This window comes from Fuerstiella marisgermanici, from assembly GCF_001983935.1.
Taxonomy (GTDB): domain Bacteria; phylum Planctomycetota; class Planctomycetia; order Planctomycetales; family Planctomycetaceae; genus Fuerstiella; species Fuerstiella marisgermanici.
The window spans coordinates 2,698,849-2,723,696 of the sequence record NZ_CP017641.1 but is presented as its reverse complement, the minus strand read 5'-3'; the positions used below and the strand labels follow the sequence as shown (position 1 = coordinate 2,723,696).

The window sequence follows — 24,848 nt, the reverse complement described above, 5'->3', positions numbered from 1 at the left end:
TGGCGTCGGCTATGTGGCGTTGATGATGTCGTCGCCGTTTCCGTACGGATAAAACAGGCGTCCGACTTCTTCGGCAAGACGGAAAAAGTACTCATTGCGAAACGTTTCGTAGCTCACGTCGCTAGCCGATCGAGGCACCTGAGTCGGGAAGATGGAGTTGATGTCTTTGGTGAAGATTCGTTGCCCGTCTCCGCCGGTATCCATTTCATAGACGCTGACGATGGCTTCGCAGCGACCGCGAAACAGACTGCTGCTGTCCTGTTCGTACAGCGAAAATTCACTCATGTCGACATACACGACATAGTTGACGTCGAATTCTGCACCGACATCCACCGCACTATCCCAGTCGGGATTATTGACCATCCATGCCTGAATCGCGTCAGGTTCGACGACGTCGATATGGTTGTGGTTTAGCAGTGTCGCCAATCGCCAAGACAGCATCTGGTCGATGTTGTCGTGAAATTTTCTAAGATCGTCCGGTGCATAACAAACCACAGCGACTCTCACATTGCGGTCCGTAAAGGATTTGTTCGTTTCCTTTTCGAACAGTGGCTGAATCTGGGGCGGTCCGCCGATCAGGTAGCCCAGCAAAATGAAGTAGTTGCATCCGGGCATGATCGTCAACAGCAGCGCGGGCACCAAAAGATGTCGCACGGCTTTGCGAAAGCGTATCGAAGGTGGCGTTGCCGTATTGATAGAGTTTGATGTCATGACGTTGCGCATTCCTTACAGCGTCTCACGCTGACTTGTGGCCGTGGGAATCGGTTTTAGTCCTACGTGGGCGGGTTCCCACGAGCCAGAACCGTCCACAACAAAACGTAGATTGCTCTAGTGAATGGCTTCACTCATTCGATAGTCGTAAAAATGCTGGCTGATATTCTGAGCCACGCGGTCCAGGAATCCCTGCATGAACAGTTCTTCCGAACGGTTTTCACGAGGCACCGGGTACGTGGATGGGAACTGAAGGTTGAAGTCGCGGTCGAAGGCCAGCGATACCGGGGCTACGTATTTTCGAGAAGTCAGCGGCTTCGTCGGTCCCTGGCGGACTTTGTGAACACTGATGCGTCCGTCGGCCTTGCCCTGCATCAAATTTTCGCTTTCCGGCACTCGACATCCGAACTCACGAATGTTGACGTGAATCACGAACGTCGCGTCGAATTCCGTCGCCATTTCCGAATAGTCGCCCCACTCTCCGTGGTCATCAAACCATCGAGCGACGTCACCGGACGGTACAACTTTCACGTTGCGAGTCTTCAGGGTCCGAGTCACGCGGTCGACAATGTCAATCTGCAGTGATGGAAACCGAGACACAATGCCATGCGGCGCGGTGCAAATGATCACGACGGAATCTTCGCCCGTCGTCAGGTCTGTTCCAGTGGCGGTGCGGAATTCGGCCGGAGCTTTTGGATCACCCATGATCGCTTTTCCGGCCATCACGAACAGCGAACATCCGGAACTGGTCACCAGCAACATGGCCACGCACGACAGGACGAGTACTCGCCGGGCGGTGGTCGTTGGTGGGATTGTGGAATGTTGGTGCAACATGAATGAGATCAAAAAGTCGTCAACAGCCAAATGGCGACTGACAGAACCAGGTACCCGATGGCTCCAAACACGAACCATTGAAACGGTTGATCCGTCACCATCCATCGACCAGTGACAGCCGTCGTCAAACTCCACACGATGCTGACCGCAAAGACTGCTGCCAGCACGATGCCCAACGGATTGGCCCGCCAGGCGTCTTCAAATCGGCCTCGAACCAGGTTCGAGAAACTTGTCGTCATGCCACAGTGAGGGCACGCGAAACCACTCCATTTACGAAACTGACATCCGGGCAGTCCAAGCTGTTGGTGAGTTCCAAAACCACGCGGGTCAGGTTCCAGCCCGACTGCGATTGCGAAGACACTCAGCAGGCCAGCGGCCAGAATGCTGAGTAGAATTCGCGTGTATCTGTCAGGTCGATCAGTGCTGTTCGTCACATTCATGGCTGGCAGCTCTGATTTCCATGGATGGTTATTAGCAGCAGTGGGCAAATGCCCTCAAGGGCAGACGAAGTGGCAAAAAGTCGGTTTTGCGAGGCTCCGGCGGCAATTGCCGAAGCAGACCTTTGTTGCGCACAACCGGCGTCGAGGCAGGGCAGGATCTGCCGGAAACACTACGGAAACGCCAGGTCGAGCCATACCATGCGGTGATCCGAACAGTCAATTGCGTCAGCCAGAGGCTCGCCCGACTGAGGCCACACCACAGCGCCTGCCTTCACCTGGCATTCACGCGACGGCAACACGTAATCCACTCGTAGATTACCCACCACGCGGTCCGAAAAGTCTGCGGTATCGAAGGCGGCATCACCTTGCTGCTTCGCGTTCGCTTTCCCTTGTTGCTTGGCCGCTGCTGCCCCGCCGTCGCTTTTTGGGGTGAAGGTTGAGTTCACGCGAGGGTGTTCCAGCAACCGACGAATGGCGTGCTGATGACTTCCACCGTCGACGGGGTCAGCGTTCAAATCGCCCAACAAAACAAATGGTTGCTCCTTCGCAATGCCACCCATGCGACCGGCATCGTCACGAATCCAGTTGCCGCGATTGTCATCGGACGGATTCGAAACATAGTCCGCCCAAAAGCGGATCTCATCGTGATTACGGCGTCCGTTGCGATCTTCCGGCCCATCAAAAGCGGGCGGGGTGGGGTGACTGGCCAGCACGTGAAGCACTTTGTCGCCAATCTGTACCGGCACATCCCAATGACTCTTTGATGACAAACGCAACCGCTGCCACACCTCGTCCGAATACCACGGCTGGTTGGTTTTCGGATCAACGGGAGCCGCCGCGTCTGGCACGTTGTGCCACAGCAACTTTCGAAACGTCCGCACGTCTTCCGACCGGATGGGATACTTCGACAGCAGCAGCATTCCGTACTGGCCGGGAAAATTGCCGAACCCAAATGCGTCTGCCGGACCATCGGTGGATCCGTCCTTGTTCAGGTCCAGACCGCTTGGCTCACCCGTGTTGGCGGCGTCGCAATAGGCATACGGCATCGCCAGCTTTTGCAGCCCGGGAATGTCGGATTCCAGGTACTTCGAGCGAAACAACTCTGCCGCTACGCCCGCCTTGTCGTAGTCGAATTCGTTAAGCAGCACGATATTGGGTTGGATGGTTCGAAGCACGCGAGCGACCTTTGTCGCTTGAGCGTCGTTGTTCTGCAGATCGCGAACCAGCGCGCCTTCAGTTTTCCGATTCAGGCTGACGTTGTACGTTGCAACGCGGACCGTCGCATCGTCGGCGGCGTGGGCATGCATTGAAACGCCCAGCAGCCAGCATGAACACAGCCTGACAATCCAGCCGATCATGTGGTCCCTTACAGGTTCTGCCAGTCGACTCGTTCGGCGTCGGCTTTTAGGTTTTCGAGGTCGTATAGTTGGCGGCCTTCTTCCGTGAAAACGTGCAGGACGACGTCGCCGAAGTCCATCAAAATCCAGTTTCCTTCTGTCCGGTAGCCTTCGATATTCAGTCGCGTATTGCCTTCTTCACCTTTGAGCTTACGATTGACTTCATCTGCAATCGCGTGCATCTGACGACGGCTGGTGCCCGTGCCGATGACGAAAAAGTCGACGATGGAAGCGATCTTGGTCATATCCAGCACCACAATGTCGCGAGCCCGCATTTCGTCAGCACAGCGTGCTGCGATCAGAGCATTCGCGAGGCTGCGCTGATACAGTTGCTCGTCTCGGGGCTGCGTGACGGTTTCGGTGTCGAACGTGGGATCGAAATCCGGTTCAGCACTTTCAGCCATCGGCTGACCGTTTTCAACAGGCGAATCCGCGTCTGAGCTGTCGTTGGGTTGTTCGGAAGAGGCGGACGGATCGGACATGGAACTGAGACAACTTTTTTCGAGAGAACAATGGAAACCGGACGAAGTCGGTCGAAGTCGATCGCGACGAATGAGATTGCTGGTGAGAATAACGGAAGCCGCATGGCAAGGCGAGCGGCCACACCAAATTTGCCACGTCCGGCGGGACTTAACCGAATGCAGATCTACCTTCTAATTGCGGGCGGCGTTTTGGCTGTGGGAGTTGCCGGCGTGTTCCTGCTTAGCCTGACCGCGTCGCCCCCCAAAAGCCTTGGCGTACACGACGGAAAGCTGGCCGAATTGCCCGATACGCCCAATTGCGTGTCGACTCAGACACAGAACCCGGACCAAAGGATGACACCGCTGGCGTACGATGGTTCGCCGGAAGGTGCGTTGTCCAAACTGCGGGAAATCGTCGAATCGATGCCGCGCAGCCGCATTGTGGAACAGCGGGACCTGTATTTGCGAGCCGAATTTCGCAGCGCCGTGTTTCGGTTTGTGGACGACGTCGAATTTCTGATCGACCCGGAGAGCGACCAAATCCACTTCCGATCGGCGTCGCGGGTTGGGCATTCGGATATGGGCGTCAATCGAGATCGGATGGAGCGAATTCGGGAACGGATGGTTCAGGCAGGAACAACAACAATATGAGCACACTTCCGCGCGAAGAGTACATCGAACAGGAATACTTCTTTCGTGTGTATCGCGAGCGTTTGGAGCAGAACACGCCTTCGCAGGACATCCTGAAGACCGTTCACGAAGAGATCCTCGCAACCACCCGGCTGCCGATGGCCGTAGATTTCATGCGCGCCGAGATTTTGCACGCAGGCAAGATCAGCGACGCGATGGCGCGGTTGCCGCACTATTTTACCGCGTTCCAAACGTTTGTGGTGGCTCGCGCCGAAGACGAAGTTTCGAAGTTCGAACAGTTGACCGCTTTGGAGATTCTGGAACGCGAAGCCAAATATCGTGCCGGGGAAGCGTCGCGGCGAGGCCTGTTTGTGTATCAGTTCGAATGCGTCACTCGCAACCGCCTGGGCTTTGCTGATGGCTTGCGTGCGATTGCAGCCGACCCGCTGTACGACGAACGTTGGAGTCGCTGGATTCGCAGCCTGCACAATCAGTTGGGCGTCGCCGAACTGTCTGAACTTGTCTATCGCGCGTCGGAGAATTTTCGCACGCGGCGAAAGAGTCAGCAAACGGCCGCTCAAAAAAACGACGACCAAAACACGGGCGACGAACCGGAGGCGTTGTTCGGTGAGCAGGATGGACGGATCGCAAAAGCCAATATTGGCCGCGATCCACTGTACTTCTTTTCCGCACTGCAGCGTCAGCTCAATTATCCTCAGGTACCGCTGTCGAAGAAACTGATCGACGAACGGCTGTCACCATTTCTGGAAGCACGGCTGTCAAAGATTGAACAGCGATTGAAGATCGCCGAAATGGAAGTCAAAGGCGGAATCGACCTGACTCGCTTTTACAAAAAGGACGGCTCTGACACACCACCGAAGTTTTCGGACAACGCCGGTCTTCCCGATTAGGGAGTTGCGCTTTCGAAACGGCGAAGGAACACCGTGCGACCTGGCGGCGAGTCGCACCGTTGTTAGTGGAAGCAGTCTTTCAGCAATGCGGTCACGTCTGTCAGAGTGAATGGTTTTGCCAGGAACCCGTTTGGTGCAGCCATGGTGGGCGGAGCGAATGTGGCGAGGTCCGGAATTCGGCCGCTGCTAATCACCACGGGAACATCTTCGTCGATCTGCCTGATCCGTACATAGGTCGCTTGACCACTAAGCACGGGCATAGAATTGTCCAGCACGATCAGGTCAAACGTTGCGCCTTCGTCCATCGCGACCAGCAAATCGGCGCCGGACAGAAACGTGGTCACATTGTGACCGCGGTGTTGCAATAATCCACGCCCAACACTGCGAACATCGGCGTCATCATCGACTAATGCCACCGTCAGTGCCCGGTTGGCCGCAACTTCGGAACGCCCACCGTTCGCGTCTGGCTGTGCGGTCACGGCGGCGTTGGAAATTGGCGTTAATTCTGGCGACGATGGTGCCAGGGGCAGAGTGACTCGGATCCGCGAACCTTCTTCGCTGCTGCCAACGATGCGAATTGCTCCGCCCATTTCTTCGATAAGACTATAAGCCAGCGCCATGCCGAGTCCGGGGGCGCATGAGCTTTGTTTGGTGGAAAAAAATGGCTCAAACGCGCGTGCCTGAGTCGCCAGAGACATGCCGTGTCCTGTGTCGTTGACGTCTATCTGCACGACTGGCTTGTGGCTGGACGTGCACTGAGATTCGCACACGCCGATTTCAATGCAGCCGCGATCCGTACCGATGGCTTCGACGGCGTTAAGCCCGAGCTTAAGCAACGCGTCGATAAGGGCGTCGGCGTTGAAGAGGGCTCGCAACGATTGTTGGTCACCTTTGATCGACGACAGAACTTTGATGTTTGACGGTGCCGTGCCAGCGAGTTTGCGGTGCACGCGTCTGACGATCGGAGCCAACGCCTGGGCTTCCTGATGAGGCGGATTGCGGCTGGAAAAACGTCGCAGTTCGCCGATTAACCGAGTGGCTCGCAACGACGCAGATTCGGCGGCATCAATGTTCGTCAGCACCGCCTCAATGGTCTCAGCAGGGCGAGTGCGAATCAGTTCCAGGTTACCGAGGATGGCGGTCAGCAGGTTATTAAATTCGTGAGCCATTCCGCCCGCAAGACGCGAAATGACGTTCATCTTTTCGGTGTGAGCTTCGTAGTCCTGCAACTGCTGAGCGTGGCGAATGTCTTCGAACTGCCAGACCAGGTATTCCACCGTGCCGCCAACCACCTGTGGAAAAACGATCACCGAAAATAGAATGTCGTCGTGACCAGAAAGCTCAAAACGTTTGGCGACGCAGGCGTTGGTGCACCGGCCGTTGAACGATTCCAGAATGGAGTGAGTGTTACGCACACCACAGCGGTTCTGCAGTAGCGAAGAAACACAAACCGGTTCAGTCACAGGCCCCGCGACTGTGTGTGGAATCAGTCTGGCAAGCGGCCCGTTTATCGTCAGTACTCGCCCGCAAACCGTGGTCAGCGCTAGAGCACATTCTGCCTGACTGACCCAATCGGTGAGTTCGATGGGCGGAGCCTGGAACGTTTGGTAGCCGTCGTCCGGTAATGGGAGGGATGCCATGAGCAAGCACGGAAGGTGGGGCGGTTGCCAACAACGCAGACCTAATATTTCTTAAAGTCCACGCCGCGCGACGATATTTGGGTGAGATGATCTCCGAACGGTCAGTCTCGCTTCCTAATTCGATAAACGCAACTCCGGATCGCCGACCGATTTCGGGAACTTACATGGTCAACACCGCCGTGGGAGAGGACACCCGCATTTCGGCTGTAGCGAATGACACCTGCCATGGTCGGGTAACTCCTTATGCAGTGCATCAGATTCGAAACGCCCGGTTGGCGTCGCGAGTTCTGGATAAAAAAGAAGCCCGGTGTTCGAGAGACATCGGGCTTCTGGTGGTCCGTTGTGAATGGCTTGGCGAGCTACCTGAGCGTTTGCAGCCACGCGACCAGATCGGCAATTTGCTGCGCAGTCAGGGTTTCATCCAGCCCCTTGGGCATGATGGATACGGTTGACGGCACCAGTTCTTCGACGTCGTTGCGTGCGACTGTCACCGGATCGCCCGTGCTTTGTTGAATCGTGATTTCTTCGGCCGTGTCTTTGATGACGAGGCCCGAATAACTGCGACCTGCGGTCGTCACCAGCGTGTAAGGTTCGTACTGCCGCACGATTGTTGACGACGGAAACAGAATCGATTCCAGCAAATCTTTTGGTGCTCGGCTGGCTCCGATCGTGGTCAAATCCGGACCGACTCGCTTACCCAGCAATTCGCCGTTGTCTTTCTTTCCAACAACATGGCATGTGGCGCACTTCGCCTTTTCGCTGAAGAAGACGTCGCGACCGCGGGCCGCATTGCCGTCTTTGAGTTGCCCGATCAGCGAATCCAGCTTCAACAGCTTTGCCTGTTCGGCCGCCTGCATTTTGTCCAGCAACGAGTTCGCTCGATCATGCAGTTCTTCCGGAAACCGCTTCACGATTTCGGAAATGGTGAGGGCGGGAACGCTGCTAAGTGAACGAGCATTTTCGACGTTGTCGAGAAAGCTGCTCGCCTGTTCTGTTGTCAGTCTGCCGCTGAACAGAGCCAGCAAATCGTTCAGTTGCTGCGGCCCGGCGTCTTTCAGGAATTGTGAAACGACTTCCGATTGCGCTGCGGTCAGTCCGGACGACGCCAACAACTTTGCGGCTTCCGCAGAATCGGGGCCATTGTTCGCCATGATCTGGCTAAGCACTGAGAAAGCGTCATCGGGCAGGCCTCGCCCCGGTCCGGCGGCCGCGCTGAACGCTCGAGCCTTGATCAGAGCCGGAGTGTTTTCGCTGGCTGCAATCTTCGCCAACGTCTGCTTGATCTCCGGGCGGTCGACTCGCTTTGCCGCATCAAGAGCCAACTGAAACTGTTCGCCACCGAAATCGTGACTTTCCAAAGCGGCGACAATCGTCTCCTGCAGCTTTGGGACCTTCGCGACAGCGGGCACGTCGCCTGTGAGCGATAGTAGAAACTGCTTCAATTCAGCCGGGCAATCCGCATCCGACAGTCGAGTGTTGACGCTTGACCGAATCTGAGCATTGTCGCCATATCGCCGCAGCGCAAATTCGATCGCTCGAAGTGCGCGATCGGTTGCGTCATTATCGGCCGGGTCGGGTTTCAGTGTTAGCCACACCGGCACTTGCTGAGCGACCTGTTGTTGAGCCTGTTGTAGCAGGACCTCGTTCTTGTTCACCTTTGTCTGCGTCAGAACCCGCGACAACAGACTCGTGGCGTGTTCAGATTGTTGAAACAGTGTCAGGGCTTTTACGATCTGCTGAACGGCAGATTCGGACGGCGTACTGGTTTCGGCCAGCACCGTCAGTAACTCAAGTCGCGGCCCATCAGAACTGTCGATCATTTTCTGAATCGCCATGGGATCTGACTGTTCGATCAGAGCGTACATTCGGGCATGCTGTTCTTCTCGGTCCGCGTCGCCGGGGTACTGAAAGACGCCCTGAGCCCAAAGAGCGGACGTCATGTCATCACCCTTGATGCGCCCAGCGGCAACGGCGGCCTGCCGGCGGACAGCCGGGTGAGAGTCACTTAGGCGGGCAGCCAGCGCGTCTTTGGCGGCTGGGTTCGGAATGACCGAAAGCACGTAACAAGCCGCTTGTCGAATCCTGGCATCACGATCAGCCAGCGCCGCAACGATTGCCGCCTGAGCAGTCTCCGAAGCGGTGACGGAGAGTAATCTCGACAATGCCCAAATCGCATTCTGCCTCGCAACGATGTCGCCGTTCTTTAACGTGGAGGCCAACATCGGCACCACGCTGTCGCCTCGCCGCACGCATTCCTGAATGGCTTTCTCGCGGACGGCGTGACGCGTGTCTTTGAGATCCTGCATGAGCTTTCCTGCCGTGCGATCGGCCCAGGCAATACGATTACCTCGTGGATCCACCTGAGTCGTCATTCCGTCGCGGACGATGCGGTACAGGCCACCCTTCACGTCGGGCCTTGCGATCTGAGACGTCGGGCAGCCTCGGTAAAACCAGCCGCCGGTGTCGACCACAACCAGACTTCCGTCGGCGTCCTCGATCACGTCGGTGGGATGGAAGTCACGGTTATTGCAGGATAGGAACTCACGTTCGGTGCACGTGAACGTGCTGCCGCTCGGTTCTAATTCGACTCGCACAACTTTGCCGAGATTGAATTCCGTGGCGAAGAAGTTGCCGCCCCATTGATGATTCATGACTCCGCTGCGATAGCGAGTCGTTCCGGAAATCGCGACGTGGCCGAATTTGTGAATCGGCCCCAGCAAGTCGCCCGTGACTTTCAGTTCGTCCAGAACGGCTTCGCGGTGAGGGTACGCTCCACCGTATTGCCAGTGCACCAGGCAGTCGATGCGCGGCCGTGTGTACATGATGTTCACGGTGCCAATGATGTCGCCTTCGTCAGTGAAGTCGACTTCCACCGGGTTGTCCATGCCGCCGCCACAGTGAATGCGAACGTCGCTGCCATCCGGCCAGCAACTGAAGATGTACGAGCCCTTTCGACTGCTGGTGACGTTGCCGTCTTTGTCTTTGAATTCGTGGCCGTGATAGCCGTCGCACCAGTAGATTCGTCCACTCGGGTGCTTAAAGCAGCCATGAATACTGGCCGCGTTGCCGGTGTAGCCGAACTTATCGACAAGGATGTCTCGCTTGTCGGCCTTGCCGTCTCCGGTGGTGTCTTCCAGTCGCCAGATGTTCGGCGGGGATGCTACGTAGAGTGCTCCGTCATGCCACGTGCCGCCCATCGGAAACGTCATCTTGTCGGCAAATACGGTCGACTTGTCGAACACACCATCGCCGTCCTGATCTTCCAGCATCTTGATTTCGTTGGGAAGATTCTTCTCCAGTTCCTCAGCCGACATGTTCGCTCCGGCACCATCGCAGATAAACAGCCGACCGGTGTCGTCGAAGCAGCCCATCGTTGGGTGGTTGACCAGCGGCGGACCGGCGATCAACTTTGAACTGAAGCCTTCGGGCAGAGTGAATTCCTTGGCTTTGAAGCCTTCTGGCAGTGCGGGCGGTTCCACCGGATCTGCCTGAGCGATCTCTTCTTCAACGCCGTCGTAGATCACGGTTTGCGAACCGCCGCCGTTGTAGAGGTCGTATTTGGGCGAGGCGTATTTCGCGAAGAACGTGCGCAGGCGGTCTTGGAGTTGCTGCTGGATGGCCGCGGGCTCATCGCGATATAGGTTATTGAATTCCTGCGGATCGTTCTTCAGGTCGTATAGCTCATGAGGCCCATTGGGGAACCGTTCGGTGTATTTCCAGTCAGCCGTGCGAATGGTACGTAGAGTTTCGAATTCGTAGAAGATGGCGTCCTGGTGCTCAGTCTTTTCGAGGCGGGTTGTCACGTAGCCGTCACGCTCCGCGTGACGTGGCGACGCGGGGGTTGAATTGGCGGACCGAGCGAAGTTGTCGTTTCGAACAGCTTTCGCAAACTGCGGATCTTGTTGTGAGGGGACGGTAGATCCGGCCGTGGTGGTGTATGTTTTTTGGGTGGTCCCAACGCGCGGCTCATCACGCGGAGCGATGATGGCTACTTTGGGCTGCAACTCTGCCGCGAAACTCTTTCCGGGCGAAACCGGTTCGTCGTCGGCTTTGTTCGCGTCGACTCCCAGATGATCGAGCAGTGAATTGTAGATGTCGTAATTCGCGACGAGTTTCTGGCTGCGTTGACCGGCGGCAATCCTGCCCGGCTGTCGCACGATCAATGGGATCTTCATCATGCCGTCCACGGCCGTGGTTGGGCGGGTGTGGTCGCCCATGCCGAAGAAGCCGCCGTGGCCTCCGACCCAACCCTGATCGGCCATGAAGATCACGATCGTGTTGTCGTCCAGGCCGTTTGCCTTGAGTGCCGCCATCACCGTGCCGACGCCATCGTCCACGCCGCTGACTTCCGTGGCGACTCGTTGAATCGACACAGGATTGTTTTGGTAGTCGCGGTTGTGTAACTGCCAGGGATGAGGCGTTTCGCGCGGGAACGACGGCAGTTCTTTGCCGCGATAGAATTCCGCGTGACGGTTTTGGCCTTCGCGAAGCAGCAGGCGGCTTAGCGAATACGGGCCGTTGTAGGCCAGGAACAAAAAGAAAGGTTTGTCGTCGTCGGTTTCGACAAACTTCACCGCATGCTTAGTCCAGAAATCCGTCAGGTATTCCGGCTCCGTGCGTTGTTTGCCGTCCTCGATAATCTTCGCATCGTAAAACGTGGACGTTCCGCCATGGGGCATCGTGATCCAGTAATCGTCCATGCCTTCCTGAGGCGACGCATTACTGCCCAGATGCCATTTGCCTACCAATCCGCAGCGGTAGCCCTCGCGCTTCAGCACTTCTGGTAATGAAGTGAACTCGTCCAGCGTATTGCGAGCATCCGGGCCGGTTTGAAGGCGGCCTCCGCGCAGAAAACAGTGCACTCCGTGTTGCGACGGAATCAAGCCGGTTAACGTGGTGGCGCGAGTCGGCGAACATACCGGATTGCTGGCAAAAGCGTTGTCAAACAGCGTGCCTTCTTCCGCCAGTTTGTCGATGTTCGGCGTGCGAATATCTTTGTTGCCGTAACAACCCAGTGTCCACGCGCCATGATTGTCGGTCATGATCAGCACGACGTTCGGACGGCCTGCTGATTTGTCTGAAGTCGAGGCACGCACTTCGTTTGTCAGGAGTGTGGCAGATGACGCCAACACGGCCAACGCACTCAACAACAGCGGCACAATTTTCGTTCGGGATATTCGGGGCGGCAACCCTGCTCGATGAACGGTTCGGACAGAAGTGTCCATCATTGTCGCTGCCATCAGCACTGCTCCTTAAGATGAATCGGCCAATAAAAAAGGCCACAGAACCGGGGCGGCAACCCCAAGGTGGTCCTCTGGCTGGCTCGAACGGGAATGCCCCGTTCGGAATTCATTCTATGGCCCAGCGGCTGCAGGACACAACTCAGCAGAATTCCAAACATCGCACGACACAGGAAACGGTATCGCGCGGCGCTGCAAACTTGCGGCGATGGAGCCGACTGCCTTCTGCAAGTGTGCGATGAATGGCAGGCGTGTGATGGGATCCACTGCAGAGCGGTATCGGCGGAGGCTCGGTTTCAGCAGCGATGACGTTTTCAATACCGAACGGTGATTCCGACATCAGCAATGTGAACGGAACTTTCATTCGTTACGTTCGAACCTGGAATCGCGCCTGCAGGTGTGACAATCGGCCCGGAGATGTCGTTCTCAAGATAATACGTGTACGCCAGGTTGATCCAGACTCGTTTGCTAAGTCGGTACGAACCGCCCACGTGAATTTCATGCTGGTAGTACAACGGCGATCCAATGTTAAAGAACGCCTGGCTGTCCGGGATCGGATTTTCGTTGAATGTGTACCCCATTCGCAAAAACAGATCTTCGGTGGCGGCGTACTGCACTCCCGTGGCAACTGAGAAAACGCTGTCCCAGCCGAGCCCCTTAACCGTTCCATCCGGCTCGTAGCCGCTTGAAGAGAAACCGTCTGTGTTTGAGTAGTCGAAGTAGCGAACGTCTGTTGCAAACACAAAGCGGTCCCAGCCGGACCATGCGGTGCCAAGTGACACCATCATCGGCAGATCCAGCTTGGCTTCGACAGTGCGGGGGCGGCCAAGTTCGTCTTCCGAGTTATACGAAAATGTCTCCATCCACTGTGTGCTTTTGAAAGTCGCACCCAGATGCAGCCCCTGCTCGTTTTCGTAGTAGATACCGGTTTGGAATCCTCCGCCCCAGTGTGTTCGAGTTCCGATTCCTGAGGCATAGCGCGGTGCACCGCTGCCGTCCGCATCATCGGGCGAATCAAAGACAAACGGGTCAACAATCAGATCTCCGATCGTCACTGTCGGGCCGAAGCCAATCGAAACTCCGTCGCTGACCCTCAAAGCCATGGTGGGGATAAACTGAATGAAGGCGGCTTCCGTATACACCTGCCCAAGACCACCGGGAACGCCAGCATTATTCGACTGTGGCGTAAAGACAGTGTTGGATACGCTGGCCGGAAAATTTGCTCGAAATCCGGCCGCCGAAAACAGGCCGACTCCGTACGTGACCTCAGAATCTTCCGGGCGATGAACCCATCCCATATTCACAAGCGGCGTAATCCCGGGTTCGGCTGAGGTGGAGCCGCTACCAAATCCGGCGATGGACGATTTGGTCTGCAGGACAGGCAAAACGCCCGCCAGCCCGATGCTTAATTCGTCTTCCGGAAGCGCTGAAATAAGGGCGGGATTCGAGAACAAAGCTCCCATCGATTCCAGCGGAGCCGCAGTGCCTGCTCCACCCATGGACCGATTTACGGGCCCCACCGCAGACACGATAATTCCCTGTGCGTTGACATACGAATTCAACAGGCCCCACAGAACGATCGCACAAGCGGCCGACTTTAAAGTGGTGTTCATTATTGCGATCCAGAGCGGTACATCATTGCTGTGAGTAATTGCTGCTGACTAAAGCGTCGTCAGAATCGTTACAGTCATGCCAATCGAAATACCGTATCCGCTCATCAATCTTCGCAAGGTCGTAGCTCGGACAACGCGTCTTGCCCACTTTCATCAGGTTTTCCCCCACCTTGCAGCGTATCCCTACCATGGGCTGCACTCACCAGCGATACGCCCTTTTTCACGTTTGCTGCACCGCACGTCGGTCGACTTGAGGCACTGGAATTTGCTTGGAGACGTCAAGCGAAACAGCGATGGCAACCTGTGTTGCCATCGCTGTTTTAGAGAGACGTTTACTGTCTGGTTCCGCGTGTCACCGTCAACCAGATGGAAGCGGTGTCTGGACGTGAGTCATCACGAGTTTTCCCAGCGTTTGGCGACGGAGAATGAGTAGGTCTTGAACACCATGTCCGATTCATTCAGGTAGTCGCCGCAGCGAGTCGTTTCCACGAGCCCCAAACCAATTTGTTTTAGCCAGGCGTCTGGGTCTTCGACTCCGAAGATGAATGCTTCGCCGAGTTCATCCATGCCCTCAAGAAACGCGGCAATGCTGCGATCATTTGTCCGACCGGTGACCACTTCACGACTTACGAAATCGGCCCACAAGCAACTTTGCGGGTGCTCCATCAGTTCCTTCACCATCTTCAGCAAGTGCTGATTTTCGGGTTCGGTAAAGTACATTGAGCAGCCTTCGTAAATGAACATCGTGGGGACACCGCGTTGGAAGCGAGGATGCTCATCAAGGATTGCGACAAGATCGTCTGACCGGAAATCGACCTCAAGCTGCACGCGCTGGTCATCAAACGACTGCGGCAACTGTGCCACGATTCGCTTACGTTCAGCAATCATCTCGGGAAGGTCGATCTCAAAGAAAGTGAGCCCCGGATTTGCTGCCGCATGCCGCATCGGTCGCATGTCCAGACCGGCCCCCAGCATGACCACCTGTTGCAGACCGTCAACTTCGCGAAGGACTTCGTCAATGTGCTGCGTCCTGGCCAGAACCATATCGGTCAGTTGCGGAAGTGCACTTTCCAGCCGCATTGCCAGCAATTCGCCGTGCGGACCAGCACCCACTGAGGCATGCGGGCAATGGGCCGTGAGCCTCGGATTGACCGATTCTCGAGACCGAATTCCTGCGATCATGCGGGCCGAAGCCTTAAGCTTGTGGCTGAACAAAGCGGATCGGTTCTTGCTGCCAGCGGCTGGCGTAAGCTGACTAGTCGGCTGAGCGAAATATTTCATTTCCGCGATGGCGACCAGGTCACCGTTGGAATGGAACTGAACTTCCAGCGTGGCGAGGATTCGGTTTCCGCTGAAGTAACGACTGCGAATCGCTTCGGCCTGCTTCGGGTCGATGCGGCATGTACCGACAAGATGGCCCGAGCTTGGACTGCGATACTTGACGTTCATCGAAGCCAGCCATAGCGATGCCGAATTATCATCCTGACACCGGTGCACGCCTGAAAGCGGAACGCCTCGCAGCAATGTGGCCAAAGCGAGTCCACCTGTGTAATCCGCTGACAGCGAAATTAGGGCGGCCTGGTGAGTCCCATGTTGATTTGTTGTGGGACTGTTTAGCGGAAGAACGGATTCGCAGAATCCTTCTTCGACTTTGTCGATGTACCAATCGGATTGGTCGAGGACCGGAATTGCTTTGCGAAGCAGTCCTGTCATGAGTTCCGGGTTAACTCGCTGATCGTAGTCCTGTTCCCATGAAAGTGTCGGAAGTGTGAGTGTGTCTGATTTCATTGTGGTAAGTCCTGAGTTGAAAAAGTTGAAGGGCCAACTGAGACTCAGAATAAACTTGATCGTTCAGACGCAAAGGGGGTCTTCCCGACGTGACCTTTTTGTGCCCGCCGAATTCGACGATCGCGAAGATTTATGACCGCCTTAGGGCCGTCGACGACGCTCCATCCGCATCAACATAGGAGAGCGCAGAAAACTTTGCGGCTGAAGCTGGAGCAACAGCGCAAAGACTTCCCGTTATTCCACATCAATGGGGGGGGAATTCCTGCGAACCGGCAAATTTCTCTTGAGAAGCTCAAGGATATCGTCATGGAAATCGAGGCAGCGAGCCCTGTCGATCTGCCGCCGCTTATCGCAGGCTGATGTAGTGCATGTGCGCATCCTGTGCGCAGTTGGGACGGCACATCGCGGTACTTGTCCCGCACGCAAGCGGGCTCAAGTCACAAGGCGGCGTTGAAGTTGCTCAACCGTGCTATTCAGCTGTTCGACCACGCGCCGTGCAGTTTCAAAGTCTCTGGCTTTTGCGGCGTTTTCCAGAGCGATCCCCATTGTTGTGATCACGGGCAACCCCACTGTGCCGCCAGTTCCCTTCATCCAGTGAGCCTGCTCAGCCACTGTTTCTGCATCGAGGGTGTCGAGTGCATGGCCCGATATTGGCAGAGTTTCGACCAGCTTGGAGACCAGTTGAGACGCCAACCCGCGGAAAAACGGATCTTCAGGAATCGCAAAGTCAGCTGCGACTGGAGCGTCCTTGACAGGTTTGGTTGAACCACTGACTGGCGAGCGTTTGTCGGTGCTGTCATCAACGACTGGAGGCGGTTCCATGGTTGCAGTAATGCCAAGCTGTTCGGCAACCTCAGTTAACAAAGCATCCATGGATACTGGTTTTGTAAGATAGCCCGAACACCCCGCGTCGCGACAACGAACTTCGTCTTCGGCCAACCCGTTCGCCGTTAATGCAACAATCGGTACCTTAGCACCCAGGTCACGCAGCAGTTCGACGGCCGTATAACCGTCCATGACTGGCATTCGCATATCCATGAGAATCAGATCGGCGCCGGATCGGTTCCACACGTCGATCGCAATCTGTCCGTTTTCTGCCGTCTCAATTTCGGCGTTTGCGGCCCTGAGCATATGCGATAGAAATTCCCGGTTCGTTAACACGTCATCGGTGACAAGAATTCGGATTCCGCTGAGGTCAACAGTCGCCACGCTTTTTTCGACCGATTGAGACTTGGCTGCCGCCGCTTCTGTTATTGTCAGTTGGCGGACGTCGTCCAGCGGACCAGTGGCGATGGTTGTGGTAAACGTGCTGCCTTCGCCTGGTGCACTGACAACCGTGAGGTCTCCGCCCAGAGCACGAGCCAGCCGACGACTGATCGGCAGGCCCAATCCGGTTCCACCAAAGTTGCGACTGACTGTTTCGTCTGCCTGCTGGAATGGTTCAAACACATTTCTCTGAGCTGACAGCGGTATGCCCATACCACTGTCGCAAACTTCGATTTGCATCACGCCGCGATCAACATCGGTGCCAATCAACAAATCGACACCGCCAGCAGACGTAAACTTGATAGCGTTGCCCACAAGGTTGGTAATGATCTGACGAAGGCGAGTTGGGTCTGTCGCAATGGTCTCAGGAATCGTGTCTTTAATCGCGAGTGACAGCTTCAAACCTTTATCAATCGCTCTTGCTTCCAGGGAGGCGAGAATATCTGATATCAAAGTGAATGGCTGGCAGGACACGGTTTCAATTGTCAGTTGACCAGCTTCAATCTTGGACAGATCCAGCAAGTCATTCAGCAACTGCAGAAGGTGGGCGCCATTGCTCTGAACGCGTCGCAAATGCTGAAGCTGCTGAGGGTGCAAAGGATGCTCGCCATTCAGCAGCAGCTCAGTGAAGCCAAGGACCGCTCCGATAGGTGTCCGAATCTCGTGACTCATGTGCGCCAGGAAATCTGTCTTCGCCTGGTTGGCAACTTCTGCTTTGTCACGCGCGGCTGCCAGTTCAGTCTGGGTTTGTTGCAGGCTGCGAGCCGTTTCCTGCAATTCAGCCGACCGGGCCTCCACGACAGCCGTTCTTTCGGTCACGATGTTCTCAAGATTTTCATTCAGCCTTCGTAGATTGCGAAAGCCTTCAGCATTTTCCAACGCCGTACCGCAAATTGTGGTGATATACGTGATAATGCGCAGTTCGTTCTCACCGAACAAACCACGAACCTCTGTGTTTCCAACGCACAACCCGGCGACGGCCGAACCTCGTACAAGAATCGGACACACAACTAAGGAACGAAATTGTTTGTTGGGCGCCTCGGCTGCTTCCGCCACGCCCGTCTTCAAACAATGGGCCATATAAGGCCGCACTGATTCTGATATGTTTCCGACTTCGCCATCCGGACTGATTGAAACAACTCGGCAGTAGTCACTGCGCAATAGTTGCTGACTCGCCTCGATCGTCATCGCGACGATATCTGCCGGCTCCGTCGCTGACGCAATTTTTCGCCCCGACTCCAGCAGAGAATCAAACCGGTCGACTAAAGACAGTGAAGTCGGGACTCTGGCGGGCAATTGTTCATTGTTGAATGCCGAATAGCCTTCTTCGACCTTCTTTAGCATCTCCCGAGCATCCGGGTAATCACGTTCGACGCGAACCTGCTGCAGTATCAATTCGCTCTGCAGCGATTCGTATTTTGCGGATTGCGCCTGAGCCGCTCGCACACTCCATTTCAAAAGACACATCGCTCGTCGCACGCGATTTTTGAACACGAAGCTCCAGGCCAGCTCACGCAATGCATGAGGGAGCTCACCGCGAAATCGGATGGCGACCAGAAAAGCCACCCATGCGGCACGACGATGCGCGCAGATCGTCTTCTGGCGAGAACGCCGAATGACCGGCGATTCTTCTTCCAGAAAAAGCCGCAGCGACGTTGCTTTCCACGCGTAAAGCGGGGCCGTATAGCAGTTTGTGATACCCGCCGCACGACTGGTGCGTATTCCTTCACCAAAGGTTTCAGAGGCATCATGAAATTTGCGTTCCGCAATCAATTGCACGCCCCGCGCAAGGAGTACGTGACTTCTTCCCTGCACGTCAGCTCGTGGACGGTTCAGCTCATTCTGCACGATATCCGCGGGAAGGTCGCCGTTGGTGGCTCGAGCCCAAACATCAATGATATTGCCGCAGACCTGATCGTCACCGACAGCAAGACCTGAATCGTAGGCTTCGCGGGCCAATTGCACGGCTTCAGTCAGGCGGCCAACACGAAACAGCGATGCGGCAACCTGATACTGAGCAATATGCTTTTCCCAAAAGTCACCTGCACGATCGAGAATGCGAACACTACGTGAACCCACTTCGATGCATTCTTCAAAACGCCCCGCAGCGTAGAGTGCAATCGCAAGAAAATGCAGCGACTGTCCCTGCCCCCAGACGTCGCCCAGCGCGGTACGGATTTCCAAAGAACGCCGACCGTAGGCAATGCCTCGATTTCGCAGTGGGATCAGACTCATTGCCGGAGCATGCTCTGAATAGGCTTGAGCAAGCTCAGCGGTCGGGGCAAAGTTTTCTGCCAGATTCATCCCTCGCAGGTGGACGAACAACAGAGGAACTTTGCCCTTCAGGTACCAATAGCCATAGGCCAGGCGACTGTAGAGTCGACAGATCAGGCGATCGCGAAGAGTGGCTTCTTTCTTTGGGGCACGTTGCAATCCGGCTGGGATGAAACTGTGCAGCGTCTGAACGGCGATTTCTTTTAGCGTGCAAAATGGCATTAGCCAATTCGGTGGAAGCTTGCCACCAAGTTTTCGCAAAGCCGTTTCCCAGCGTGCCACGGCCCGATCTTTGTCGTCACGCTTGAAAGCGAGTTCCCCAAGCTTCAGGCTGATCTCCGCTTCGTCCACTGCCGTTTTCGCATGCAACAGGGCAGCTTCCAACATCGGCTCCGCTTCGGCATAGCGGCCGCTTAACATCAGAACACTTCCCATTCCGCTTAGGATTTGGAACCAGAGTTCCGTGCAAATATTTTTGCAACTGCGCAACGCGATTTCGTATTGTTGGATCGCGATTCCCAAAGCGTGGCGGCGTTGAGCTGATGCGGCGGCTTTGAGGGCCGACGGCAAAGCTCGTTCCGGGCATCCGGCCGCATCGAAATGGCATGCGATCTGGAAGTGGCTTTCCGGAGCCGCTTCGGCAATGTGTTCTCCCGCCGCCAGATGAATGCCTGCCAGCTCTTCCTTACTCAACGTCGTAAGAACTGCTTCTCGAATTTGATCGTGAACAAATTTACAAACACCGTCTGCTTCATTCTCCCAGATCAGGCAGAGGTCTCGAGGCGATTTGAGATGTCCGATGGCTGTTTGATGCGACAACCCAGTCAGCTTCGCAACGGTATCGATCGCAAATTCTTTTCCCAGCACAGCGCCGATGGCCAGTAGTTTTCGCGAATCCACCGGCAGACGTACGAGTCGTTCCTTCAGAACCTCGGCTGCTTCGCCGGACATCTGAATGTCGCGTAATCGCTCTGCGTCGACATCCCAACCATCGTCGGTTGGTGTAAGGACGCTACCTTCCACAAGTCCGCGCAAAACGGCGGATGATGCAAACGGATTTCCGGCGGCCATTTCCCAAACGGTTTCAAGAATCTCAGGCGGCAGCACGCCTGCCATCGATTCGAGAAGTAAGTCGGAATCCTGTCGCGACAGCGGCGCCAAACTGATCTCAGCGGAAAACTGAATGTGGTTTCGCAGACGGCTGGCCAGGTCATCGGACGGCCGAGTGGAAACGATCAGAAGTGTCTGTTCCGGATCGGTTAGTTGCCAGCAATCCAGCATGGCCAAAGTCAGGTCGTCGGCCCATTGAGCATCATCAAGCAACAGCACAATTGGCTGACCGCCAAGACTAAGCCTGCCCAGCAGTGTCGCCAGTGCAACTGCGATGCGACGGTCCGACAACGCTCGATCACGCGTGTCCGGTTGCTCAAGCTGCAGCGCAACTGCGAGCTCCGGCGCGGCTGCGTGCAGTTCGCTGGCGTACTCCTGCATCTTGCCCTGCAATGCCGTTTGCAAAGCGGCATCGTCGCGGATCAATTCGGTGGCGGCCAAAATCGCGGGTTGCATCGTTGCTAAAGGACTCAACCCGGGTTGGTTTTTTCCCTGGCCTCGCAGCAAGCGAAATCCTTGCGCGACGGCATAGGTCGAAGTCTCCTGCAGTACGCGTGATTTCCCGATGCCGGACGGCGCGCTGATCAGAACAGATCGACTCTGGCTGGCTGAAACCGTGCGGAGTGCCGACTTCAGCACTTTTAAATCGGTGTCCCGTCCAACATGAGCGGGTTCGATCAAAGATTCTCGGTGATCCTTCGTCCCCAGGACCAGTGGCGTCGCCGGGCATATTTCATCTTCCGCACAGAGCGTGGCTCGCACCTGTTGGATGTCGAACAACGCACCGGTCGCAGACTGATATCTGTCACGCGGATGTTTTTGTAGTAACCGCCGAACGATGTCATTCAGCGTCGGAGGGATCGACGGATCGAGTTCGCACAGATCAGGAACCGGTGTGGTCACATGATGGAACAACAGGTCGTGAGAAGTCTCGCCTTGGAACGGCGGATGTCCGGCAAGACATTCGAACAGAACAATGCCAAGGGAATACAAGTCAGCCGACGCTCGAACGTCGTATTCAAGGGCGCCAAGAGTTTCAGGGGCACCGTATGGAAGAGTGTCACTCGCCAGTTGATTTGTGTCGGAGCATTCAAGCAGCAAGAGTGGCGGACAGCCTCCGACCATCGCCTTCAGCGAATCACCAGACGACTGCACGTAAATGTCTTTGGGACGAAGATACCGCAGGACCAGACCGGCGTCGTGCACGCTGTGAAGCACCTGAAGCAGGCTCTGGGTGATATCGAGTATGGCTGACAGCGAAAGCTTAGACTTAACGACTTCAGACAGTCGTTCGCCGTTGGCATCCGGACACACGATAAGGCTGACTTCGTCCGAGTTTTCGACTTCCAGCGGTCGTAGCAGACAGTCGTCCTTGATATCGGAGAGTCGATGCACTTCATGCATCACCCTGTAAAAAGCGGCCGAAGGCACGTCAGCGGAACGATCGATTTCGTAAACAATAAAGCGCGCAGTGTCGCCGCTGTTGGCGTACAACGAACGATAGCCCGTTGTGCGTTCAATTTCGTGAAGTGGCTCGTAGCGAGACCAGAATTCAGGCAAATGCGGCGTCACAGTTTCTTTCTCCGGGGCGCGAATTGATGCCCTGGAAGAACAGTCGAAGCCCCATCGAAGATCTTGCGTCACTTGACAGGTTCAGTGACGCAAACAGGAAAACTGCTGGTGCGGTTCTCCCGAATGAATACTTTTGTCAACGGGTTTTCCCTGGTAAACAATCGATACAACGCGCATCTTCGCGCGTCCGGGGCTATTACGCTTCCGTTCTGTAGCTCAGTCAATCGAAGTGCGGAAATCCTTCCAATACGTTGCATCGGCAGGCACTTCAGCGGGCCGTTGAAGGGCAGCTGTTCGTGCCTCATACGTATCGCTTTCGGCTGATCCCAGGCGTACGAGTTTCCTCGCACCATTCGCAACCAATGAGTGCCGTGACGACGCCTCCAGCAGTGCATTGCTGCCAGACGTCCGTATCGCGATGCGGACCTTGAAATGAAGAACGCCACGCATGTTGACGTGGCGTTTCTAAAACGTATGCCTGAAGGGCTGGCGTTAATCAGGCGAGCGATCCGACCCGCACTCTGCGCGGCTGTCGGCAGGCACTGCCGTTTGAGTCTATTCGCGACAGTCGTCTGTGGGCAGCTTTAGTGTTTTGACCTGCAGGACCGGTTCGCGAGATTCCTCTTCCGGAAATTGCTTCAGCTGTCCCACCAGGGATACGTGTTGATTCAGCAACGATTCGGCAACGGGCTGCAGTCTGAGATCAGTTGCAAAGTCGACGGGCCAGCTTTGGCCACCCGCTTCAATCGTCATTCCCGCTGCAACGCCCGCGGCTTTGCTTCGCAGCGTGCCGTGGATGGCGAGCAGAGTTTCTTCTCTGTCTTTGGTTGGGTCGCAAACCGCGATGGTCTTCACGTCGACAATCCAGCGGTCCTTGACTTCGATTCCTTTCACCTTGCGAAGTGAACCAGTGACGACGACCTGTTCTTTGTTGTGCTTTTCCGCAAATGCTCGGTGAGCCGCGTCATTCAGCTTAAGTTCCCACGAGATTCGCTCAAATCGAATCTTCGTTCCTGTGGTTTCACCGCCGATCGCCATCAGACCGTGCCGAATGCGACCACAGCACTTCACGTGCACGGACGGTTTGGGTGAAACATCATCCGCCACTGCAGACGTACTGAGGCACAGACTCGCTACAGCCATTACAGCGAATCTCGCTGACCTGTGGCCGCAGAACAAACGTTTCGCAGTACGAAGGCTGCTTCCCGCGAGCCCGAACCGTCCACAGCAAAAGACAAACTGCTCCAGACACCACATACTGAACTCCATCCGCAAAAACATTTCCACGACTGACCTCACTGCTGGTGAGGACTTTCCTGCCGTGGTGGACTTCGCCGGAAGTCCCGGCGTTGGTTCCGTGATCAAAGGAATTCTGACGAATCCCACTACGGTTATTTCTTATCTGCCGAACGACTTACAGCCGAGTCGGATCCACAATCATACGATTTTCCACCAGCCGTCGTCGAGGAGTCGGCGTGACCGGCGGAACGTCCGGAGCAGTGCGAGCGAGAAAGGAAATGTCGAGCACACCGCCGGGAATTTTTGCTGGAGCTCGATGCCCCCAGAACTGCCTGAGTGCTGCGACGGGACGAGCGTTTTCGTAAATCAGATCGCGAACTTTCGTCATCTGCGTCGGTGTTTGAGTGGGCGCTGCAAAAGTGTTGGCCCAGACCAATGCCGCCGCTCCGGCCACATGAGGAGCCGCCATGGACGTTCCACTGTAGCTGTCGTACTTATTGTTTCGTGTGGTGCTCAAAATCTGCACGCCCGGTGCGCCGATGTCGACGGACTGTTGTCCATAGTGACTAAACGAACCACGTGCATCGTTTTCATCGATCGCTCCGACCGCAATGACGTTTGCCTGAGTCAGCGAGGCGGGGTAGCCTGGTCGAAGGTCGTTGTTGTTGCCTGTTCCGCCTGTGTTGCCGGCCGCGGCGACGAACAAAACGCCCTTCCGTTCTGCGCGGGCGACAGCTTCCGCCAGTTCCGGCGACGAGTCCGGACCGCCCCAACTGTTGCACAAAATGTGAGCTCCGTTGTCGACCGCCCAGTCGATGCATCTCACAGCATCCGAAGTCGCTCCGGAACCATCCGGCCCCAAAAATCGCATGGCCATGATCTGAGCCTTCCATGACACGCCAACTACGCCGACTGCATTATTGCCGACGCCTGCGATGGTGCCGGCGACGTGAGTTCCATGGTTTTCTTCATCCAGCGGATCGTTATCGTTGTCGTAGAAGTCGTATCCATGCTGGCCTCCTCGAGACCACATGTTGTCTTTCAGGTCGGGATGTCGGTAGTCGACACCGCTGTCAATCACGGCGACGATTACTGTTGGGGAATCACGTATCACGGGCCAGACCTTTGTCGCGCCGCAGTTTTTCATTCCCCACAGCCTGTCAAGATACGGATCGTTTGACAGCACGTCCGGATTGGCCGGTCCCGTTGTATCAGCGGCTTCCCTGTCCGGGATCGACATGATGTAGTCAGGAGCCACATAAGCCACGGCGTCGTCCGCCAGTAGAGTTTCCACAGCGTCGGATGTGACGGCTCCCTGGGGCTCAACAATAAGAAACGAACCGTGGCTGTAGTCCTGAATCATGTTCAGCCCGGCGGCTCGCAGAGTTTCAGCGCGAGGCTTGCTGCGTTGATCGGCATAGCTGATTAACAGGCGCGTCGATCGCACTTCAGGCACGGCGTCTTCTTTTTCAACGCCTTCCGCCATCGAACGCATGACCTGTTCCTGCTCGACCGGCACTTCAAACACGGCTTTTCCGTCGCGGCAGACTCCCATGTAATGAGACTTGGCGTGACGGACCATCGCCAGTTCTGAAGATAGCCGATGCTCCGCTCGGCACCGCGAATGCAGTCGGAACTTCCGCGCGAAGGCGGTCTGTTCTGTGAAGAACAGGACGGCGCAGACCAGTAGCAGGATGCGATGGGGACGAATGTTCATGAATT

At 55.9% G+C, this 24,848-nt stretch carries 15 protein-coding genes; 3 read left to right on the top strand and 12 right to left on the bottom strand.

Features of this window, described 5'->3' with window-relative positions; translation table 11 throughout:
- Positions 1-9: 9 nt before the first annotated feature.
- The 5 genes from Fuma_RS10295 to rsfS all read right to left on the bottom strand — a co-directional run bounded on the left by Fuma_RS10295 (position 10) and on the right by rsfS (position 3,864).
- Positions 10-711 (bottom strand): hypothetical protein, encoded by a 702-nt coding sequence (locus Fuma_RS10295; protein ID WP_077028215.1) that lies wholly within the window; start codon positions 709-711, stop codon positions 10-12.
- 117 nt (positions 712-828) lie between these two features.
- Positions 829-1,545: a hypothetical protein gene (locus tag Fuma_RS10290; RefSeq protein WP_145944088.1), complete on the bottom strand. Its 717-nt coding sequence runs from the start codon at positions 1,543-1,545 to the stop codon at positions 829-831.
- Positions 1,546-1,553: 8 nt separating this feature from the next.
- The gene (locus Fuma_RS10285) at positions 1,554-1,985 is read right to left on the bottom strand and encodes a DUF2752 domain-containing protein (RefSeq protein ID WP_077024063.1); all 432 of its coding nucleotides are present in this window, start codon (positions 1,983-1,985) and stop codon (positions 1,554-1,556) included.
- A 170-nt stretch (positions 1,986-2,155) separates the two neighbouring features.
- Positions 2,156-3,343: an endonuclease/exonuclease/phosphatase family protein gene (locus Fuma_RS10280; RefSeq protein ID WP_077024062.1), complete on the bottom strand. Its 1,188-nt coding sequence runs from the start codon at positions 3,341-3,343 to the stop codon at positions 2,156-2,158.
- A gap of 8 nt (positions 3,344-3,351) precedes the next feature.
- A complete protein-coding gene (gene rsfS, locus Fuma_RS10275) occupies positions 3,352-3,864 on the bottom strand; it encodes a ribosome silencing factor (protein WP_229360888.1) in 513 nt (170 codons plus the stop codon).
- 30 nt (positions 3,865-3,894) lie between these two features.
- Between rsfS and Fuma_RS10270 the strand changes: the two genes are divergently transcribed.
- Together Fuma_RS10270 and Fuma_RS10265 are read left to right on the top strand one after the other, a co-directional pair.
- A complete protein-coding gene (locus tag Fuma_RS10270) occupies positions 3,895-4,494 on the top strand; it encodes a DUF1499 domain-containing protein (RefSeq protein ID WP_218922417.1) in 600 nt (199 codons plus the stop codon).
- A complete protein-coding gene (locus Fuma_RS10265) occupies positions 4,491-5,384 on the top strand; it encodes a hypothetical protein (protein WP_077024061.1) in 894 nt (297 codons plus the stop codon). Before Fuma_RS10270 ends, Fuma_RS10265 begins: the two co-directional genes overlap by 4 nt.
- Positions 5,385-5,446: 62 nt before the next feature.
- Here Fuma_RS10265 and Fuma_RS10260 read toward each other — a convergent pair whose 3' ends face one another.
- The 4 genes from Fuma_RS10260 to Fuma_RS10245 all read right to left on the bottom strand — a co-directional run bounded on the left by Fuma_RS10260 (position 5,447) and on the right by Fuma_RS10245 (position 15,665).
- On the bottom strand, positions 5,447-7,024 hold the full coding sequence (locus Fuma_RS10260) for a hybrid sensor histidine kinase/response regulator (protein WP_077024060.1): 1,578 nt from the start codon (positions 7,022-7,024) through the stop codon (positions 5,447-5,449).
- A gap of 359 nt (positions 7,025-7,383) precedes the next feature.
- Positions 7,384-12,264, bottom strand: a complete 4,881-nt coding sequence (locus tag Fuma_RS10255; protein ID WP_077024059.1) for a PVC-type heme-binding CxxCH protein — start codon at positions 12,262-12,264, stop codon at positions 7,384-7,386.
- 314 nt (positions 12,265-12,578) lie between these two features.
- Positions 12,579-13,877 (bottom strand): OmpP1/FadL family transporter, encoded by a 1,299-nt coding sequence (locus tag Fuma_RS10250; protein ID WP_077024058.1) that lies wholly within the window; start codon positions 13,875-13,877, stop codon positions 12,579-12,581.
- Between the two features lie 393 nt (positions 13,878-14,270).
- Positions 14,271-15,665 carry an SAM-dependent methyltransferase gene (locus Fuma_RS10245; RefSeq protein WP_077024057.1) on the bottom strand — a complete coding sequence of 465 codons (1,395 nt, stop codon included), beginning with the start codon at positions 15,663-15,665 and terminating at the stop codon, positions 14,271-14,273.
- A gap of 195 nt (positions 15,666-15,860) precedes the next feature.
- On the opposite strand from Fuma_RS10245, the gene Fuma_RS35220 reads away from it, so the two are divergent.
- On the top strand, positions 15,861-16,025 hold the full coding sequence (locus Fuma_RS35220) for a hypothetical protein (RefSeq protein ID WP_158520932.1): 165 nt from the start codon (positions 15,861-15,863) through the stop codon (positions 16,023-16,025).
- Positions 16,026-16,097: 72 nt separating this feature from the next.
- Here the strand turns inward: Fuma_RS35220 and Fuma_RS10235 are convergent, their stop codons facing one another.
- The 3 genes from Fuma_RS10235 to Fuma_RS10220 form a co-directional block, all read right to left on the bottom strand.
- Positions 16,098-21,887 carry an ATP-binding protein gene (locus tag Fuma_RS10235; protein ID WP_077024055.1) on the bottom strand — a complete coding sequence of 1,930 codons (5,790 nt, stop codon included), beginning with the start codon at positions 21,885-21,887 and terminating at the stop codon, positions 16,098-16,100.
- 555 nt (positions 21,888-22,442) lie between these two features.
- Complete coding sequence (locus Fuma_RS10225) at positions 22,443-23,030, bottom strand: hypothetical protein (RefSeq protein ID WP_145944087.1); 588 nt, start codon at positions 23,028-23,030, stop codon at positions 22,443-22,445.
- A gap of 271 nt (positions 23,031-23,301) precedes the next feature.
- Positions 23,302-24,843: a S8 family peptidase gene (locus Fuma_RS10220; RefSeq protein WP_077024052.1), complete on the bottom strand. Its 1,542-nt coding sequence runs from the start codon at positions 24,841-24,843 to the stop codon at positions 23,302-23,304.
- Between the last annotated feature and the right edge of the window lie 5 nt (positions 24,844-24,848).